Origin of the sequence: Bradyrhizobium sp. 187, assembly GCF_023101005.1 — a bacterium.
Taxonomy (GTDB): domain Bacteria; phylum Pseudomonadota; class Alphaproteobacteria; order Rhizobiales; family Xanthobacteraceae; genus Bradyrhizobium; species Bradyrhizobium canariense_D.
Genome location: NZ_CP064693.1, coordinates 3,490,069 through 3,508,202 on the forward strand (window position 1 = coordinate 3,490,069; position 18,134 = coordinate 3,508,202).

Annotated in this window: 19 protein-coding genes; 12 read left to right on the forward strand and 7 right to left on the reverse strand. The window is 62.7% G+C overall.

Going from position 1 to position 18,134, the window contains the following annotated elements; genetic code table 11:
• Window positions 1–45 precede the first annotated feature (45 nt).
• From IVB19_RS16605 to IVB19_RS16615, 3 genes are all read left to right on the forward strand, one after another.
• Window positions 46–582, forward strand: a complete 537-nt coding sequence (locus IVB19_RS16605; protein ID WP_085353553.1) for a helix-turn-helix domain-containing protein — start codon at window positions 46–48, stop codon at window positions 580–582.
• A gap of 221 nt (window positions 583–803) precedes the next feature.
• A complete protein-coding gene (locus IVB19_RS16610; RefSeq protein WP_247370972.1) occupies window positions 804–1,463 on the forward strand; it encodes a cell envelope biogenesis protein TolA in 660 nt (219 codons plus the stop codon).
• A 146-nt stretch (window positions 1,464–1,609) separates the two neighbouring features.
• Window positions 1,610–1,885 carry a hypothetical protein gene (locus IVB19_RS16615; RefSeq protein ID WP_027517656.1) on the forward strand — a complete coding sequence of 92 codons (276 nt, stop codon included), beginning with the start codon at window positions 1,610–1,612 and terminating at the stop codon, window positions 1,883–1,885.
• A 119-nt stretch (window positions 1,886–2,004) separates the two neighbouring features.
• On the opposite strand, the gene IVB19_RS16620 is transcribed toward IVB19_RS16615, so the two are convergent.
• Entirely contained in the window at window positions 2,005–2,802 is a 798-nt protein-coding gene (locus IVB19_RS16620; RefSeq protein ID WP_247370978.1) for a transglycosylase SLT domain-containing protein, read from the reverse strand.
• A gap of 205 nt (window positions 2,803–3,007) precedes the next feature.
• Here IVB19_RS16620 and IVB19_RS16625 point away from each other — a divergent pair, with 205 nt between their 5' ends.
• The gene (locus IVB19_RS16625; protein WP_018454517.1) at window positions 3,008–4,015 is read left to right on the forward strand and encodes an acyl-CoA desaturase; all 1,008 of its coding nucleotides are present in this window, start codon (window positions 3,008–3,010) and stop codon (window positions 4,013–4,015) included.
• A gap of 123 nt (window positions 4,016–4,138) precedes the next feature.
• Window positions 4,139–4,609, forward strand: a complete 471-nt coding sequence (locus IVB19_RS16630; RefSeq protein ID WP_018454516.1) for an SMI1/KNR4 family protein — start codon at window positions 4,139–4,141, stop codon at window positions 4,607–4,609.
• A gap of 125 nt (window positions 4,610–4,734) precedes the next feature.
• Here IVB19_RS16630 and IVB19_RS16635 read toward each other — a convergent pair whose 3' ends face one another.
• Window positions 4,735–5,469 (reverse strand): DUF1236 domain-containing protein, encoded by a 735-nt coding sequence (locus IVB19_RS16635; RefSeq protein WP_247368612.1) that lies wholly within the window; start codon window positions 5,467–5,469, stop codon window positions 4,735–4,737.
• 373 nt (window positions 5,470–5,842) lie between these two features.
• Here IVB19_RS16635 and IVB19_RS16640 point away from each other — a divergent pair, with 373 nt between their 5' ends.
• The 3 genes from IVB19_RS16640 to IVB19_RS16650 all read left to right on the forward strand — a co-directional run bounded on the left by IVB19_RS16640 (window position 5,843) and on the right by IVB19_RS16650 (window position 6,643).
• Window positions 5,843–6,040: a hypothetical protein gene (locus tag IVB19_RS16640; RefSeq protein WP_085353549.1), complete on the forward strand. Its 198-nt coding sequence runs from the start codon at window positions 5,843–5,845 to the stop codon at window positions 6,038–6,040.
• On the forward strand, window positions 6,037–6,342 hold the full coding sequence (locus tag IVB19_RS16645) for a GlsB/YeaQ/YmgE family stress response membrane protein (protein ID WP_085353548.1): 306 nt from the start codon (window positions 6,037–6,039) through the stop codon (window positions 6,340–6,342). Before IVB19_RS16640 ends, IVB19_RS16645 begins: the two co-directional genes overlap by 4 nt.
• Window positions 6,343–6,424: 82 nt before the next feature.
• A complete protein-coding gene (locus tag IVB19_RS16650; protein WP_007609614.1) occupies window positions 6,425–6,643 on the forward strand; it encodes a hypothetical protein in 219 nt (72 codons plus the stop codon).
• Window positions 6,644–7,075: 432 nt separating this feature from the next.
• Here the strand turns inward: IVB19_RS16650 and IVB19_RS16655 are convergent, their stop codons facing one another.
• Window positions 7,076–8,119, reverse strand: coding sequence for a hypothetical protein (locus IVB19_RS16655; RefSeq protein ID WP_085384035.1), 1,044 nt, complete (start codon window positions 8,117–8,119; stop codon window positions 7,076–7,078).
• Between the two features lie 219 nt (window positions 8,120–8,338).
• On the opposite strand from IVB19_RS16655, the gene IVB19_RS16660 reads away from it, so the two are divergent.
• The 3 genes from IVB19_RS16660 to IVB19_RS16670 all read left to right on the forward strand — a co-directional run bounded on the left by IVB19_RS16660 (window position 8,339) and on the right by IVB19_RS16670 (window position 10,133).
• A complete protein-coding gene (locus IVB19_RS16660) occupies window positions 8,339–8,635 on the forward strand; it encodes an HdeA/HdeB family chaperone (RefSeq protein WP_240543383.1) in 297 nt (98 codons plus the stop codon).
• 335 nt (window positions 8,636–8,970) lie between these two features.
• A complete protein-coding gene (locus IVB19_RS16665) occupies window positions 8,971–9,261 on the forward strand; it encodes a hypothetical protein (protein WP_247821592.1) in 291 nt (96 codons plus the stop codon).
• A gap of 365 nt (window positions 9,262–9,626) precedes the next feature.
• Window positions 9,627–10,133, forward strand: coding sequence for a hypothetical protein (locus tag IVB19_RS16670; protein WP_026232748.1), 507 nt, complete (start codon window positions 9,627–9,629; stop codon window positions 10,131–10,133).
• Between the two features lie 142 nt (window positions 10,134–10,275).
• Here the strand turns inward: IVB19_RS16670 and IVB19_RS16675 are convergent, their stop codons facing one another.
• The 4 genes from IVB19_RS16675 to IVB19_RS16690 form a co-directional block, all read right to left on the reverse strand.
• Window positions 10,276–10,791, reverse strand: a complete 516-nt coding sequence (locus tag IVB19_RS16675) for a ParB N-terminal domain-containing protein (RefSeq protein WP_247821593.1) — start codon at window positions 10,789–10,791, stop codon at window positions 10,276–10,278.
• 228 nt (window positions 10,792–11,019) lie between these two features.
• Window positions 11,020–11,802 carry an NYN domain-containing protein gene (locus tag IVB19_RS16680; protein ID WP_247370994.1) on the reverse strand — a complete coding sequence of 261 codons (783 nt, stop codon included), beginning with the start codon at window positions 11,800–11,802 and terminating at the stop codon, window positions 11,020–11,022.
• 194 nt (window positions 11,803–11,996) lie between these two features.
• A complete protein-coding gene (locus IVB19_RS16685) occupies window positions 11,997–15,761 on the reverse strand; it encodes a vitamin B12-dependent ribonucleotide reductase (protein WP_247370997.1) in 3,765 nt (1,254 codons plus the stop codon).
• A gap of 61 nt (window positions 15,762–15,822) precedes the next feature.
• Window positions 15,823–16,011 (reverse strand): hypothetical protein, encoded by a 189-nt coding sequence (locus tag IVB19_RS16690; protein WP_247413139.1) that lies wholly within the window; start codon window positions 16,009–16,011, stop codon window positions 15,823–15,825.
• A gap of 510 nt (window positions 16,012–16,521) precedes the next feature.
• Between IVB19_RS16690 and IVB19_RS16695 the strand changes: the two genes are divergently transcribed.
• Complete coding sequence (locus tag IVB19_RS16695) at window positions 16,522–17,418, forward strand: DMT family transporter (RefSeq protein ID WP_247371003.1); 897 nt, start codon at window positions 16,522–16,524, stop codon at window positions 17,416–17,418.
• Window positions 17,419–18,134 lie beyond the last annotated feature (716 nt).

Genomic DNA, 18,134 nt, shown 5'->3' on the forward strand with positions numbered 1-18,134 from the left:
CCGGAATTTGCGGCTGCGACGTCGCCGCGCAAGGAGCGTCCCGTCATGAGCGAGCACCGCGCCGCCGTCAGACATCACATTTTGCGGACCGGCATTGTCGAATTCGACAACGGCACCGGCAAGGTCATCAGCGCGCCCTGCACGATCCGCGATGTCTCCGGCACCGGCGCGCGCCTCGGCCTCAACGCCTCGCTCTGGGTCGCCGAGCAGTTCACGCTGGTCTTCAGCAGCGGACTGCGCAAGGACTGCCGGGTCGCCTGGCGCAAGGGGAGGCTGATCGGCAGCGCGTTCGCGGACGGCTATGCCAGCGCGGACGAGCAGGCCGTGATGATGACCGCGGACGAGCAGTCCCGGCACCGGCTCGGGATCGGTGCGCGCGTGAGAAGCGCGCGCGAGAGGCGCGGCTACACGCAAACGCAGCTCGCAGAGCTGATCGGCGCCACGCCGGTCTTCGTGTCGCTGGCCGAGCAGGGTGAGGCGGACATTCCGCTCTACCAGCTCATGCACATCGCCGATCTCCTGATGGTCGGCCTCGACGGGCTCGTCGCGGGGGCGGCGCCTGAGGATGTCGACGCAGCGTAGGTGGCGAGCCGTCAAAACAAAAACGTCGAAAACAACCCCATGCACAGTAGAAATCTCGAGGGATTTCAGTGTGTTGGAAATCCGAAAACGTTGGTATTGGGCCTCCGCGCCCGGTATCGACTTCGGCGATACCGAATCGAATTTGACTCGTCGGGCAAAACAGGGGCAGTATGGCATAATGGCGCCGCAGGAAGCTGGTGGCTTGCCAGCTGCGGAGCGACATGCCGAAAAAAGCAAAACCAAAAAGAAAACTCAAGACCTACCAGACCTCGCTCGGCTTCTACGACCAGGCGATCGCCGCGCCCTCGATGAAGGCGGCACTGGACGCCTGGGGCGCCAGGTCCAATCTGTTCCATCAGGGCGCCGCGAAGGAGACCGACGACCCCGACATCGTCGCGGCAACGATGGAGAAGCCGGGCGTGGTGCTCCGGCGCCCGGTCGGATCGGACGGCCCGTTCACCGAGCATTCCGAGTTGCCAACCGATCTCGCTGACGACGAGGCCAGGCCGAACCGCAAAGCCAAGCCCAAAGCGAAGTCCAAGCCGAGAAAGCTTCCGGCGAAGGCTGCAAAGCAACCATCCCGCAAGGTCGACGATCAACAGGCGCGCAAGGCCGCCGCGGCGTTCGAGAAGGAAGAGCGGCAGCGGGAAGCCGAGCGCCGCAAGGAGGAGGCCGCTCGCGCCAAGGAGCGCGCGCGCCGCGACAGGGCGGTCGCGAACGCGCAGGCGGCGCTGGACGACGCGAGGCGGCAGCACGAATCGCGGGCGGAGGCGATCGAAGCTGAGCGCGCGGCGCTCGAGGAGCGTGCCGAGACGGAGCAGAGCCGGTGGGACAAGCAGAGGATGAAGCTGACGGAGGCGGTGCGGCGCGCGCGGGAGTAGGGGCCGCGGTCGACAGTCTGGATTGCTCCGCTCCGCTCGCAATGACGGCGGGGCGGCCGGCATCGGTCATTCCGGCAAAGCTTGATCGCAAATTCGCTTGCCTTGCTTGACGTCCTTTTGCACTCTTGGGGGAAGGAGACCAACGCATGAAGATCATGACTGTCGCGTGTGCGCTCGGAACCGCCCTGGTGCTGTGCAATCTCGGGATATCGGATGCCGAAGCCCGGGCGCGGAAGGCGCGAGTGGTGGATGAACAACGGCTGAGGGTGGATGTCCCCGTGCTCCGGCCGACGCCGTGGGATTACAATATCGTTCCACGCTATCGTTATCGCCCGGAAGACGACCGGGTCGATCCCTACGGCCCGCCCTTGGTATCGTCATATGTCCGCTACGAGGGATGGCGCTGGCCGTACTGGTGGTGAAGGCCACCGACGGACGCGGAATTGATTGGCTCCTGTAGCCCGGATGAGCGAAGCGATATCCGGGACGTTGCCGCAGCATTCCCGGATGTCGCTTCGCTCATCCGGGCTACGCCCCTTTGCTAGTCGCCGTCCTCCGCGGCGAGCCGCACAAACTGCCGCTTCATCGCGTTGACCCTGGCGACATAGCTCGCGACGAGGTGATCGCCGCAGCGTTCGTCGGCGGCCATTTGAAACTTGCGGCGTGCGAAGGCCGTTGCGGGGCCTGCGCCGCAGAGATGGATGAAGGCGGCGAGATCCTGCCTCTCGCGTGCACTCGCCTTCACATCGCCCGCGCGGGCGAGAACATCGGCGAGATTGCGGTCGAGATACACCGATGCCAGCTCGATGGCGTGGCTCGGAATCGCGCGGCTATAGAGGAAGGTCGAGCCGCAGCCGGCCTCCGTGACCGCGTTGCCACGAACGCAGAACCGCGCGGCGTCAGCATAGGCTGCGTCCAGCATCTGGAAGAGGCCGACGGCGCTCGATGCGGGCCGATAGATCGCGAGCGGATTGAAGCTCCATCGCCAGCGCCAGTAGGTGCGCGCGAGCGGATTGCCCGATGTCTCGACCTGCGCCAGCGCGGCCAGCAATTCCGGCGTGATCGTCGCGGTGGAATGCTTGCGGAACAGCGGCCCGTATTGCCGCCACGTGTCCGATGGCTCCTTGTCGAGCGCATGGCCGACTAGGACGAACAGCTCGGTCGGCTTGCGCACCGTTTGATAGGCGATGTTCACGAGGACGAGGACCGCAAGCAGCATCGCCGCGCCGCCCGCGATCCGAACCATCCGCGGTGCGCGCGCGAAGGTCTTTCGCACCGATCGCGCGCTACGCCGGAGCTTGCGAAGGCGAGGGAGGGGGCGCTTGCTTTGTCCTGGCATCGGTCTTCTGGGAGTGCATTGCGGAGGCTTTGTACCTGGTTAACGCTGTCACCAGGCCTTGAAATCCGGCTTCTTTTTCCTCTGGTCGCCTGTTTTCAAGTCGCCGCTCCGTACTCCCACGGCAGCTCGAATCCTTGATGGAAATAACCCGAGGTTGTACTGTGCGCCGCAGCAGGGTTAATTTTGTGTGAATGGATCGGCTGGAATGACCGTAATCGAAAGCGTGGTGCCGGCGGAAGCTGCGGAGCGGAAAATGCCGCCGGGCGTACTGGTCGAAGGTCCCGTGGTCGACGCCAAGTTTCGCGATTCCTACATCTCCTTCGTCATCATGATCGGTGGGTCGATCGCGGCGCTGGTCTGGGCCTTCTGGCAAGGCATCGGCTGGGTGGAGGTTTCGGTCTTCGCCGGCACGTTCGCGCTTTCCACGGTCGGCATCGGCTTCATGCACCGCTACTTCGTGCACCGCAGCTTCCGCTGCGGTCCGGTGATGCGGACGCTGTTCGCGGCCATCGCCACCATGGCGGTGCAGGGCTCGATCCTGAAATGGGTGAGCAATCATCGCCGGCATCATCTTCACTCCGACAAGCCCGGCGACGTCCACAGCCCTTACTATGACGGCGACGGCAACCCCTATGTCACCTTCGCCAAGGGGATGATGCATGCGCAAGGCGGCTGGGTGTGGGACCAGGCCACCACGGATGCCGAATACTACGCCAAGGATATCCTGGCCGATCCGATCGCCATGTTCTTCACCAGGACGCGCTGGTACTGGTACGCGCTCTCGGCAGTGATTATTCCGGGCGCGATCGGCTACGCGTTTGGCGGCGTGCACACGATGACCGGCTGCATCCTGTTCTCCGGCCTGTTCCGCAGTTACCTCATGACCATGGCGACATCACTGGTCAACTCGGTCTGCCACAGCGACGGCCGCTACGGCTACCGCCGCTTCGATCTCGACGACGGCACCACCAACGAGTTCGTGACCACGATCCTCACTTTCGGTGAAGGCCTGCACAACAACCATCACCGGTTTCCGCGCGACGCCTACATTTCGCACGCCTGGTACGAGATCGACATCAACGGCCTGATCATTTTGGGACTCGGCAAGCTCGGGTTGGTGCAGGACATTTTCTCTGCCGGAAGCCGGACGCTTCGCTCGGGAGATCCGGACGGCGGAAAACGTCCAGTGGCAGATACCGAAGCGATGGTCTGAAGCATACGGGCTCGGTGTTCCACTACGCCAAGGGATTCGGCCACACCAATCTGGTTGTGTGGTGAGGCGGTTGGCTCACTGGCGCGGGCGCTTTGATGACCCACGGGGCACAAAGTTAGGCCGATGAACTATCTGGATCTCATGGACGACCGACGGCCACCGGCGCCCTCCAACGCCATCCGTGCGCTGGAGCAACACATCGGTGCGCCGTTGCCCGCGCCCTACAAGGAGCTACTGGCGCAATCGGACGGCGGCGGCTTCGACCGCTGCGGCGTCGAGCTGCCTTGGCGCAACGACCGCACCGTTTTGGACGTGCTGTTCACGACGCATCCGACCGACAGCTACGGCGTCATCGACAATTACGATGTGTATCGGGGCATGAATCGAATTCCCCGACTGAGCTGCCCCTTCGCTCCCGATCCCGGCGGCGACCTGTTCCTGCTGAGTCTGGAGGAGGACAGTTATGGCCAGGTCTTCTACTGGGATCACGAGCATGAACCGGTGGACGGTGGCGACATGTTCGCCGATTTCCCGAACACAAACGAACTCGCGCCCGATCTTGAAACCTTCATTCTCGGCTTGGGAGAGGGGTGAATGGATATGCAGCCGTTCGGGCGGATTGAGCCCTTGCGAAACCCATCATGATCGCGTGGGGCCGAACGACAAAAGGGCGGCCATAAGCCGCCCTTTCGGTTTGCGCGTCATCCGTCGGATTTCGCTTAGCCCTCGATGATATAGACGATCTCGTGGGTGTGCGGACGAAGAATGACGTACCTGCCGTGCACCAGAATGAACTCGTATCCGCGCCACTCCGGATAGATTTCGACGATGCGGCTCGGGATCGCATGATAACGAACGCCTGCCGGGACGGTGGTGCCGATCGAGATGTTGAAGTTCACGTTGGTGACTTCCTCGACCTTCTCCTGCTTGATGGCCGAAGTGATCTGGGTACGCTTTTCGGCGGGAGGCGCCGCGACCGCCGTGGTAGCGGCATTGCCGGTCGTCTTGCCCTCGGGCGCCGAAGGCTTGCTCTCGGCGGTCGGGGTCTTCACGTCCTTCGACGTGGTGGCCGAATCGGGCGCCTTGGTCATCCCATTCGCCTTCATCTCGCCGGGCGTCTTGCTGTCGGCAGTCGGCTTCGAACTGGTGGCCGGGGCCATTGTTTCCGTGGTCTTCGCCTTGCCATCGGCCTTGACGTCGCCGGAGTGCTTTGCGTCAGGCGCGCCCTGTGCGTGCTGCGGCGTTGCCGCTGCCGGCGAGCCGTGCGGTGCCGCGGTGGGGGCGTCCTTTGCTGTGGGCGCATTCATCGGTGCCGCGGTTTCGGCTTTCGGCGAAACGGCAGCGGGGGACTCCGCACCCTTGGCGCCGCCCTGATTGACGCCTTGAGCCATTGCAGTGCCGGTCGCAGCGAACAACGCCACAACGGCGACGGAAGCCAGCAAAGTATGTTTCATCTGATCTCTTTCAATTCATTTGAATATGATGCCGACGAACGTCAGCCATGGGAACGAACGGTCTCGACGGGCTGCAGTTCCGATTCTATTTCTGGTTTAACGACGATTGATGCCTCGATATCCGAAAAAGCTGCAAATAGATGAGTCGGCGATAACAAGAGCTTTGCATCCCGCGTTGGCTTGTACGCGACCGATGAATTTCAAACATAAGTTGTAATCGGAAGGAACTCTTGCTCGATGGGGCTGTTGTGTCAGTGATCCCCGAGCGTTGCGAGATCGAACCTCCGATCCTCGCCTGAGTTAAAGACCGCAGTCGCGTTGTGAGTGCGACTCGGCGCGAAGCGTCCTCCGTGCGTATCAACCGGAAACCTTCATGAACAACCCCCATGTTCGCAATGCCATTCAGATCGACCGCGGCTCCAGCCTGGCGATCTCTCATGAAATAGCAGACCGCCTTCGGATCAGGCTTCGGGGTGAGCACGACCCATTACCGCGACATCTGACGGCCCTGGTCGACCGGATTGCGCAGATCAGCAGCCATTTCAACCAAGTGATCGAGGTCACAAAATGAGAATGTCCGGCGAAAGCCTTTTGGTGATCTTGTTTGTCGGTCTCGTCGCCGGCTGGCTGGCGGGCCAGATCGTCCGCGGGACCGGCTTTGGGATCATCGGCGATATCATCATCGGAATCCTGGGCGCGTTTGTCGGCAGCTGGTTGTTGCCTCAGCTCGGCGTGCATCTCGGCAGCGGCATGATCAGCGCGATCGTCAACGCGACCGTAGGCGCGGTCCTGCTGCTCCTCGTCGTCCGGCTGGTGCGCGGTGGTGGTGGATGGGGAAGCAGCTGGCGCGGCAGCTGGGGCCGGCGTTGGTGACCCTTGCTCACGCAGCCGCATCAGGCGCCGGTGAGACGCCCGCGGCAAAGACGCTCGTGATGACCTCCGGATCGGATCCAGCATGTTAGACTTTTCGAATGCATCTTTTACGCCTGAAACCATCGGCATCATGAAAACTGCGCTGGACACGGCGGTGGCGTCACTGCCGGCCCCGGTCAGCTCCGCGCATGTCCGGTCGATCGCGGAAACAATCCTTCGCACAGCGAAGGAGGGCGAGCGAGACCCCGCTGTCCTGGAGCGCATGGCGTTGATGGAGCTTCAGATCTCGCCGCGTGATTGATGCCGGTCCGCGAGCGTGCGTGCCGGCGAAGGGCTCGCGTTCATTGCCGTTCCCTGATGTTTCGATGGAACTCTGGGGCGGCGGAAGCATTCATCTCTGCCGCTATCACGCGGCTCCTGGAGAATCCCCAACATGATACGTCATTTGTTGATCGGCGTTGCCGCGTGCGCAATCGCGGCAATGTCGACATTTTCCGCTTCTGCCATGCCCCGCGTTGCGGCTGAGACGTTGGTCGCTGGCTCCGACAGTCCGGTGATTCTCGCGCGCGGAGGCCATGGACATGGCCACGGTCACATGGGACGTGGCGGCCGCGGTCATCACTACGGCTGGAGCAGGGGCCGTCATCGCGGTTGGCGCTAGCCGCACCAACGCAACATCCGGGGCCGCCTTCGATTGGCGGCTCCGTAACGTCAGCTCATCCGCCCCGCGGGCTCACCAATCCGGATCCCCATAGTAGGGATCGACCATATAGGGCGGGGGCATCCAGGGCCCTCGCGACGGCCGGGGTCGCCGAGGTGCGGCCGCTTGCACGTGCGGCCGTGCGGGCGCAGCGGTCTCGTTGGTGATCACGCTACGCGCGGCGGGTTTCGCGGACGCAGGTGCGGATGACGATGCGGATGACGTCGTCAGCTCCTTTTGCAGCGCCTGGACCTGTGCGGCAAGGCGCGCATTGGCCGCCGCATCCTTCTCCTGCGCCGCCTTGAGCTGCTGAATGGTGTCGGCCTGCTCGCGCAGCGTCTGCTCGTTGCGGCTTTTCAGTTGCTCGAGCTTTCCGTTGATGTTCGCAAGCTCGCTGGTGATGGTCTTGAGCGATTGCGCGAGATCGGACGACGAGGGGTCGGGCGTCGTGGCGCCCGTTGTTGGAGCGTCGGGTCTTGAAGCAGCTGGTCTTGAAGCGTCAAACCCTGCATTGCTCTCCGTGTCCTTGCCGGCCGGCGGCGCGGGCACCGTGCCGGGCTCATCCGCGGCAGCCAGTTGCACCGCCGGCGGTTGCGCCGGAGTTTCAACCGCGGACGCTTGGCGAGGCTCAGTCCCGGCCGGCGGAGCCCATCGCGCCATGATCGATTTGGTCATAGACCTGGCCCGATCGCTGTATTGCGAAGCGAAGGCGGCGCCGAGAATGCCGATCGCCAGCACGAGGCCGACCAAAGCGCGCAGCATGGGCCGATCTCCCCTCAGGCCTTGACTGCGAACCCTGCTATCCGGCGCCGGCGCCGTGCTCTTGAGAGTCTTGGCCTCGGGAGCCTTGTCCTTGGGAGTCTCGACAGCCTCCGCACCGGCGCTTGCTCGCGAGGCCGCTGGGATTTCGCTGCCGCGTTCCATTCCGGAAACCAGCCGGTCCAGCCGCGCAAGGTCTTGCTCCGCGCTCTTGATCCGATCGTAGGCCCGCGCCAGCCCGCCATCGGCGCGCCCCTCGTCCGGCTTGGGGGCGTCTGGCTTGTGGTCGTCAGGTTTGGGGTCGTTCGTCTCGGGCACCGATGCGCTCTCGCTTCCGTCGGGCGTCAATGGAAGTGTGGCAGTCCGATCGGAACGATAGGTCTCGCCGCTGTCCAACACAACGCGCGTGCGAAGGAGAAATTATGGCGAGGCCTCGGGGTGGGGCGGTCGCGGGGTATGCAACGGGCGCCCTTGATCTGGATCAAGCCTACAGCGCCCGACCGTCGCCACCGTGCAGACATTCATCGGAAGGAACACATGGTTCAGACAAGAGCGATCGTCCTTGGTGCCTTCGCGGCCCTGCTGCTGGCCGTGCCGGCCAAGGCCCAGGTGCTGGTCGACGTTTCCAAGATCAGCTGCGACCAGTACATCACCCAGCGCATCACCCACATGCAGACCGTGAACGTCTGGCTCGCCGGGTTCTACGCCGGCCGCCGCAACAATCCCGTCGTGGATACGCAAGCGCTGAACAAGAACGGCAACAAGCTCTCGCGCTTCTGCGAGTCGCATCGCGAGATGCCGCTGCTGGAGGCGGTCGAGGCCGATACGAAGTAGGGGCGGGGCCGCCCAGCCTCGGAGTGCGGCAGTCCTATCGCCGGAAGGAGAGGTTGCGCCGCTGTCCCCCCAACGCGCGTGCGAACGAGAAATTATCGCGGGCACGGGGGTGGGGCGTGGCATTGCCGAACCGGCATGCGTCGCGAGCGTCAGGTACATGACCGAAAGCGGTGTGGCTCCCGCTGATGCCCTATGTAGGTAAAGCGTGACACTTTCGCTGTCTCGTTATGAACCCGGCCGCCAGATCGCAAGGGCCCGCATTGTTCTAAATCAACAAACCCGCTCATTAGCGAATTGCGCTGACGCACCGTCCCAATCCAGGAAGGAGAGTGGACATGTCGCGCCGAACCATCGTTTCACTTACCGCATCCGCATTCATTGGCATCGCCTGCATCGTGACTGTTTCGACTGACGCCTTCGCCTATCGAAGAGGCGTCGGGGTTGGTCGGGTTGGTGTTCATCACGGCGGTGTCTATCGCGGTGGCGTCTATCGTGGTGCAGCCGTGCGCCGCGGAGTTGCCGTGGGCGTCGGAGCTGCTGCGGTTGGTGCGGCAGCTTACGGGGCTTACGGAGCCTACGGCGGCTATCGCCGCTGCGGCTACGAACCTTACCCGCCTTGCTACTAGCCGGTCTTTGCGCAGCGGCCAGAGCACCGTCGGTCGGCTGTGCGCGGAGCACCTCTCTCCGAGTGGGGAGAGGTGATCCGAGTTCCGGGCCCGCACACACGCGATCCGAGCTGTGCTCGCTTCACCGTGCGTATTGGCGCGTCTGTTGCTCGACAGGTCGACTTCTAGCGAGGCGCACGTGCCATCTTCGCCGGCCGCGACCAGGAGAGGTTGAACGCCGATAAATCTATCCATGCGTGCAATTGGGCAATCGGGAAAAAGCGGCAAAACTGCGGCTGTCAAGGATACATCAGAGTAGAACGGAGCTTATCCCCGTAATAAACCCGATGCTGTTAAGGGTTCGGGGTGCGTATGGGAGATCAATAATGGCAAATGTCGAACAATTGCGCAGGCGGGACGGAGTAAACTTGGTCCAGCTCGAGGAGGACATTGCATCGATACGCTCGGGAAGCTCTCTTGCTTCCATTGCTCTGCCTGATTACGTCGAGCACACCGCGGGCGTGACGCGCGTCGGCGCGCTCAGTGCAGAGGCGGTCGTTCGGGACTATGAGTCCGCTGCAAAAGAGATCGAGGCCATGGGCACCGAGTTGATCGACGCCGCGCAAAAATGCGAGGCGCTGACTGCCCAGGTCCATGATGCGATCGCCTTCATGCGAGAAACGGCGGCGGAGTATCGTGAAGAGGGTCGGAAGATCTTCAAGCGCATCGAAGAATGCGCGCTGTTCACCGAAGACGTCCGCAAGACATGCGAACAGGTCAAGCGCAGGATGGTCGACGTCTCGCTAGGCTCATCGTCCAACGAGGAGTTCGCACCGCAACAGCCCGAGTTGAGCGGGATCGCCGCCAAGGTGTCGATGAGCGAGATACGGTGAGGCGGGCGTAGATAGCGCGTAGGCTGGGTTGAGCTCTAGGTCGTAGGATGGGTTGAGCCCTTACGAAACCCTTCATCTCTCGCCGATCGAGCGGTGATGGGTATCGCTTCGCTCCACCCATCCTACGAGCTGGAGCCAACAATCAATAGCGACCGCCGTGGCCCTTTTGCTGCGTGATCCAGTCCGACAATGTTTTCGGTGTCGATTTCGCAGTCCGGCCCGGTGATGCCTTCGGATTGTCGCGAACGCCTTTCGCCGGACGGGTGCGCGGCGCTTCCGTTCCGTTGACGCCCTTCCGGCCAGCGATCGATGCCTCCGCGGCTTCCTTCTCCAGGCGCAACTGTTTCAATCGCGCCATCTTGAGGCGCTCTGCCTCGACTTCGGGCCGTTCGGCAAGCTGCGGCTTGTGTTGAGCGACCTCCGCCGGGACGATGACACCGATAATGGTTGTCTCGCCGAGCGCCTTGCAGGCTTCGAGCCGATGCAGTCCCTCGACCAGAACGAGGCGGTCTCCGTCGAGCCGGACGGAAATGGGTTCCTGTTGTCCGATGTCCAGCATACTTTCAGCGATCTCCCCGACGATCTCGGGCTTGATGGCTTTCTTCTGCTTCGTGGGAACGAAGATCTTCTCGATCGGGAAGCTTTCCGGTTTGGGCATAATCTGACTCCGCTTCTACCGGGCCCGCCGGAACCGATGCCGGTGAGGACGAGAGTTTAGGAGGGAAGGGCTCGACCGCAAAGGCAATTCGGCGGCAGGGTGTTGATGAGCTCGTAGGATGGGTTGAGCCCTTACGAAACCCATCCCTTCTGTCGATCTGGCGGCGATGGGTATCGCTTCGCTCCACCCATCCTACGGGCTGCACTCCAGCCATCCTGCGAGCTACAGTTAGCGGTTCAATTGATCCAGGTGGACACGCTTGCCGACGCGGGCCTCAAAGGCGTCGACAATATGCTCCCATCGGTTAGAGCGCATCAGGCTCGAAGGATTATACGCCATGGCGCGACCAACGAACGGCATGTCGTCGTCCTGGTAAATATAGAAGTCTAGCCCTTCGTAATTGCCGATCATGCATAGCTTCTGAGGATTCACGTCGCCCAAAGCGATGTTCCACTCGACGTAGCTATCCTTCGATTGGTGGTGCATCCACTGCAATATCTTGAATGGATTGACTGGCACCACGACATCAGCCAACGCCATTAATTCACTGGAAGTCTCGGCCGGATAGCAGTGCAAATGCACTGCTACAGGGGTGTCCCGCAATGCTTCAAAAAGTGGAAAGAAGTCTAGGTCCTTCGTCGTGATGTGGGCTTCGGACATGTGGCCAGACGTTGCATGTTTGAAAACGTCGATTGCGAGTAAGATGTCGACGCCTTTTTGACGCAGCGTCTTGTTTTGTCCCCGCGTCAGCCCCTCTCGAACGTGCATAAAAGGCGTGCGATTAACCAGTTCGAATTGTTCTCGCTTGCGTTTCACTCGTCGTTCGTATTCCTCGCCAGATTCATTGTCCTTTTGGGCGGGCAAAGCATCGTAGTAAAAGGTTCTTTGATGCCCGCCAGCGATTGCCCGGTAATCGATTTTGTTACGACTGAGGTCGATCGCGAAATATTCGGATGTCTTCCGCACCATTGCGTCGATAAAGCCACCATCAACAAATGCATATTTTGTCACGGCTGCTGTATCCCTCGATCTGCCGCCTCCGCGGGCTCCAAGTGTCCCAAAGCTCATTTCAACCAGGTTCAGAAGTAGTTATCGATAGAAAACCATAAGTTGCAAGGCGACAATGAAAAAAGGGCGGCCTTCTGGCCGCCCTTCGCAGATGCTCGAGGCAAATCCGGGCTCAGCAATCCTAGCTGTCTAGCCCCTCACGAACACCCCGTCGTGCTTCCACACGTATCGCACTTCATACAAGTACCATTCCGCACCAGCGTGAAGTTGCCGCACTCGCTGCACATCTCGCCCTCATAGCCCTTGGCTTTGGCTTCCGCGCGGCGCTCGGCCTTGCTGGGCACCGCGACTTGCGCGCTGCCGGCCTTGCTCCACTGCAGGGCTTCGAGCTTCTCGGTGGGCGAGAGGTCGTGGGTCACTTCCTGCTTCAGCGCGACCGCGCCTTCCAGGACGTCGCCGGCACGGCCTGCGCCGTGGGAGGCGAGCGAGGTGACCTTGCTTCCGCCGGCCGGTGCGCTGTCGTTGCCTTGGGCGACCGCGGTCGAGCCGCCGCGCATCACCACGAGGTTGTCGGTGCGGGAGCGGGTGAGGCCGCGCGACACCAGCTTGGAGGCGCGCTGGCCGTGATCATCAGGCTCCTTGCCCTCCTCGACGCCCTTGCCGAGCACGTCGAACCCGGTCTCGCTGGGATCGACATGGGCGAGGTCGAAGCGGCTGAGATAGCTCACCGCCAGCTCGCGGAAGACGTAGTCGAGGATCGAGGTCGCGTATTTGATGCTGTCGTTGCCCTGCACCGGGCCCGCCGGCTCGAAGCGGGTGAAGGTGAAGGCATCGACATATTCGTCGAGCGGCACGCCGTACTGGAGGCCCAGCGACACTGCGATCGCGAAGTTGTTGATGAAGGAGCGGAGTGCCGCGCCTTCCTTGTGCATGTCGATGAAGATCTCGCCGATGCGGCCGTCGTCATACTCGCCGGTGCGCAAATAGACCTTGTGGCCGCCGACGACCGCCTTCTGGGTGTAGCCCTTGCGGCGATCCGGCATCTTCTCGCGCTCGCGCATCACGATGATGCGCTCGACCAGCTTCTCGACGATCTTTTCCGAGACCTGGGCGGTGCGTGCCGCCATCGGCTTGTCGTAGAGGCTCTCGACCGCATCGTCCTCGTCCTCATCGTCGGCGATGAGCTGCGAGTTGAGCGGCTGGCTGAGCTTGGAGCCGTCGCGATAGAGCGCGTTGGCCTTGAGCGCCAGCTTCCACGACAGCATGTAGGCGGACTTGCAGTCCTCTACCGTCGCGTCGTTCGGCATGTTGATGGTCTTGGAGATCGCACCCGAGATGAAGGGCTGCGCCGCCGACATCATGCGGATGTGGCTCTCGACCGAGAGATAGCGCTTGCCGACCTTGCCGCAAGGGTTGGCGCAGTCGAACACCGGATAGTGCTCGGCCTTGAGGTGCGGAGCACCTTCCACCGTCATCGCGCCGCAGATGTGGACGTTGGCCGCCTCGATCTCGCGTTTGGTGAAGCCGACGGCCTGGAGCAGGTCGAAGCCGGGGGCCGCGATCGCCTCGGCACCAATGCCGAGCTGGTCGCGGATGAAGTCTTCGCCAAAGGTCCATTTGTTGAAGGCGAACTTGATGTCGAAGGCGGTCGGCAGCGCCTTCTCGACCTTGGCGATGGCCTCATCCGTGAAGCCCTTGGCCTTCAGCGTCGAGGCGTTGATGCCGGGCGCGTTGGAGAGCGAGCCGTGGCCGACGGCATAGGCCTCGATCTCCGCGATCTCGCTCTCGCGATAACCGAGCGCACGCAACGCGGCGGGGACCGCGCGGTTGATGATCTTGAAGTAGCCGCCGCCGGCCAGCTTCTTGAACTTCACCAGCGCGAAGTCGGGCTCGATACCGGTGGTGTCGCAATCCATGACGAGGCCGATCGTGCCGGTCGGCGCGATCACCGTGGTCTGGGCGTTGCGATAGCCGTGCTTCTCGCCGAGCTCGAGCGCCGCATCCCAGGCGGCTTGCGCATGGGTGACGAGGTCTCCTTGCGGGCACGACACCAGGTCCATCGGCACCGGGTTGACGCTGAGCCCCTCGTAGCCGTTGGACTGGCCATGGGCGGCGCGGCGGTGGTTGCGGATCACGCGCAGCATGTGCGCGGCGTTCTTCTTGTAGCCGGGAAAGGTGCCGAGCTCGGCCGCCATCTCGGCCGAGGTCTTGTAGGTGATGCCGGTCATGATCGCGGTCAGCGCGCCGGCGATGGCGCGGCCTTCCTTGCTGTCATAGGACAGGCCCATGGTCATCAAGAGGCCGCCGATATTGGCGTAGCCGAGGCCGAGCGTGCGGAACTCGTAGGAGAGCTCGGCGATCGACTTCGACGGGAACTGCGCCATCATCACCGAGATTTCGAGCACGATGGTCCAGAGCCGGCAGAGATGCTCGTAGCCTTCGACGTCGAAACGCTTGGAGGGGATGTCGTAGAACGTCAGCAGATTGGCGGAGGCGAGGTTGCACGCCGTGTCGTCCAGGAACATGTATTCCGAGCACGGATTGGAGGCGCGGATGTCGCCGGACGCCTTGCAGGTGTGCCAGTCATTCATGGTGGTGTTGAAGTGCAGGCCCGGGTCGGCCGACGCCCAGGCGGCGTAGCCGATTTTTTCCCAGAGGTCGCGCGCCTTCAGGGTCTTGGTGATCTTCTTGGTGGTGCGTCCGACGAGATTCCAGTCGCCGTCGGTCTCGACCGCGCGCAGGAAGTCGTCCTTCAGCGACACCGAATTGTTGGAGTTCTGCCCCGAAACCGTGAGATAGGCTTCCGAATCCCAGTCGGTGTCATAGACGTCGAACTGGATGTCCTTGTAGCCCTGTTTTGCAAATTGGATGACCCGCTTGATGTAGTTGTCGGGTACGAGGCTGCGGCGCGCCAGCTTGATCTCGCGGCGCAGCGCCGGGTTCTTCTCGGGATCGAAGCAATCGTCGCCCGAGCCTTCGCAATTGACGCAGGCCTTGAGCACCGCCTTGAGGTGCTTCTGGTTGATCTTGGATCCGGTGACGAGAGCGGCGACCTTCTGCTCCTCCTTCACCTTCCAGTCGATATAGGTCTCGATGTCGGGGTGGTCGACGTCGACGACGACCATCTTGGCGGCGCGGCGCGTGGTGCCGCCCGACTTGATCGCGCCCGCGGCGCGGTCGCCGATCTTGAGGAAGCTCATCAGGCCGGACGAGCGGCCGCCGCCGGAAAGGCGTTCGCCTTCGCCGCGCAGGCGCGAGAAGTTGGAGCCGGTGCCGGAGCCGTATTTGAACAGGCGGGCTTCGCGGACCCAGAGGTCCATGATGCCGCCCTCGTTGACGAGGTCGTCACCGACGCCCTGGATGAAGCAGGCGTGCGGCTGCGGATGCTCGTAGGAGGATTTCGACCGGGTCAGCTTGCCGGTGAAGGGGTCGACGTAATAATGGCCCTGGCCGGGACCGTCGATGCCGTAGGCCCAGTGCAGACCGGTGTTGAACCATTGCGGCGAGTTCGGCGCGACCATCTGCATGGTCAGCATGTAGCGGAGCTCGTCGTAGAAGGTCTGGGCGTCCTCGTCGGAGGAGAAGTACTTGCCCTTCCAGCCCCAATAGGTCCAGCAGCCGGCGAGACGGTCGAACACCTGCTTGGCCGAGAGCTCGCTGACATAGCGCTCTTTCTCGGGCAGGAGGGCGAGCGCCTCGGTGTCGGGCACGGAGCGCCACAGGAAGGAGGGGACGGACTCTTCCTCGACCTTCTTCAGGCGCGCGGCAACGCCGGCCTTGCGGAAGTACTTCTGGGCGAGGACGTCGGAGGCGACCTGCGACCACGCGGTCGGCACCTCGACATTGTCGAGCTTGAACACGACCGAGCCGTCGGGATTCCTGATCTCCGACGTGGTCAGCCGGAAATCGATGCCGGCGTAAGGTGACTGTCCCGAAGTGGTGTGGCGCCGCTCAATCCGCATGGTCTTGCCCCGTCCTATCTTTGACCGGACCGCCTCCGTTCAGGCGTGCCGGGTCATCATTTCATTTCGCGGTGCTCGAGGCCGCCTGGCCCTTGGCATCGCAGCTCAGCCGGTAGACCCGGCCCGTTTTCTCCCGACGCGATTGCTCGATGCGCGCACCGATCATCCGCCGGCACGTCCAGGCCCATCCGCCCCAAAGGGATGAGCCCGACATGCGTTCAACGCCCCACAACGTCACGTCTTCAACCATTGCCATCCGGGCCTGTTTCCAGCCCGTTCAGGCGCCCGAAAAGTCCGCTCTCGCCGGGCAGACAAGCCCGTATCCCGCTGCCCTTGTCTGGCTTGGCGGAGTGCTGTTTTGCAGACCCTTTGGGGGAGTGCCGGCGGGACGCAAACACACTCGCGCCGAACGGATCGAAAACTAGGACTCTCCGTTACGCCCGTCAAGAACTAGTGCGAGTTCCTGAATCAAATACTAAATATGGTGGATTGTGGGGGATAACAGGGGGCAGGGCCGCGCCTGTTGTTGAGCCAAGTATCAGTGAGTCCTCAGGGATTCCCAACCGAAAAAATTTGCATCTTGGGGGGCCGCTGAGGCTTCACCCCGCTGTTCACAGGGCAGGTATATTTTTGAATCGCGGGCTTGCCTCGGGGGGACTCACGTAGGGCTACGGAAGGTGAGGGCAGGCATGCCCGCCGGGGTGGTGGTGGGAGGCGCGAATCCGCGCCAAGCTGCCCTCGATTTTGCCGGACTACCCACATGCTTGATTCGACCCGCCGGGATGCGCGAGCGCGCATCGCCCCGGCCGGCCTGATATTCCTCGCCATCACCTCGGTGGGCTGGGGTTTCAATTGGCCGGTGACGAAATTCCTGCTCTCCGAGCTGCCGCCGCTGACCTTGCGCGGGGCGACGGGCGTGCTCGGCGCGGTGCTGCTGGCGGCGCTGGCGCTGATCCGCGCCGACAGCCTCAGCGTCCCGCGCGAGATCTGGCCGCGCCTCGTGACCGCCGCGATCCTCAACGTCACCGGCTGGATGGTGCTGATGGGTCTGGCACTGCTGTGGCTGCCGGCGAGCGAAGCGGCGCTGATCGCCTACACCATGCCGGTCTGGGCCTCGCTGATCGCCTGGCCGGTGCTCGGCGAGCGGCCGACCTTGTTGCGCACCATCGCGCTGGTGATGGCCTTTGCCGGCCTTGCCTCGATCATGGGCGGCAACGGCTTTGCCGCCACCGCGGACAAGCTGCCGGGCATCATCATGGCGCTGTGCGGCGCGCTCGGCTTCGCTCTCGGCACGGTGTTTTCGAAGAAGTACCCGATCCGACTGCCGCCGATCACGGCCGCGGCCTGGCAGATCGGGATCGGCTGCCTGCCGATCACGATCATCGGCTTCGCCATCGAGACCACGCATCTGGAGCTGGTGACGCCGGTCGGCTGGTGGCTCCTGGTCTATTCGACCGTGGTGCAGTTCTGCATCGCCTATGTCAGCTGGTTCGCTGCCCTTGCGCGCCTGCCGGCCTCCGTCGCCGCGATCGGCACCATGGCGGTGCCTGTCATCGGCGTCGTGGCGTCCGCGATCGCGCTCCACGAGCCGCTGGGGGCAGGGCAGATCGCGGCGCTGGTGTTCACGCTGGCGGCCGTGGTGCTGGCGACGCGGTAGGGCGCATATTCATGAGCGGCTGGCCGCCTGGACTTCCGGTTCATCGTCAACATCGGCCGGAGAGCGGAAGGTCTCCGAGCTCGCAGATGCGCCAAGAGCCGACCTGCCTTGCGGGGATTGTCTCTACCCAAATCGGTTGGCGAACTCTACGACCGCTGCTGCAACATCTTTACGCTTGGCGTCCGTGCGTGTGAATCCCAGCGGTCCCGTGAACCTGATAACCACCTTTTCAGGATTGGATTTCGGCCGAGCATCGGTCGTCCAAGATAGCTCTCCGGCCCGGACCTTGACAACATCGCGACTGGTGCACGCGGACTCGATCGATGAGAATATCTGCTTTGCTTCATCGACCGAAAGCTTCATCGATTGACACTCACCAGCGCCGACCGACACAAGGGTCAAACCAGACCGTTCGACGCGAAAGTACAGCCCATTGGTCAGCGTGACTTTTTCCTCAGGTCCCAACTCGGCGCTAATACGGGCCAGCGCTTGAGACCCAACTCGCGACAGGAGCCGTCCAACACCTCAAAAAAGACTTTGATCTTTCGGTGATCATTCATGGGTCGGGCGCCATCGTACGTGGTCCGATGGGGGGACCAAAGCACCTCGCCATTGGCAAACAGTACAACATCCGCTTCGGGTCAGCATACGAAGAACTCAACTGAGCAAATCTGGTCCGCCATGCTTCGGGGAGCGACCTCCTGGAGGGCTGCCGC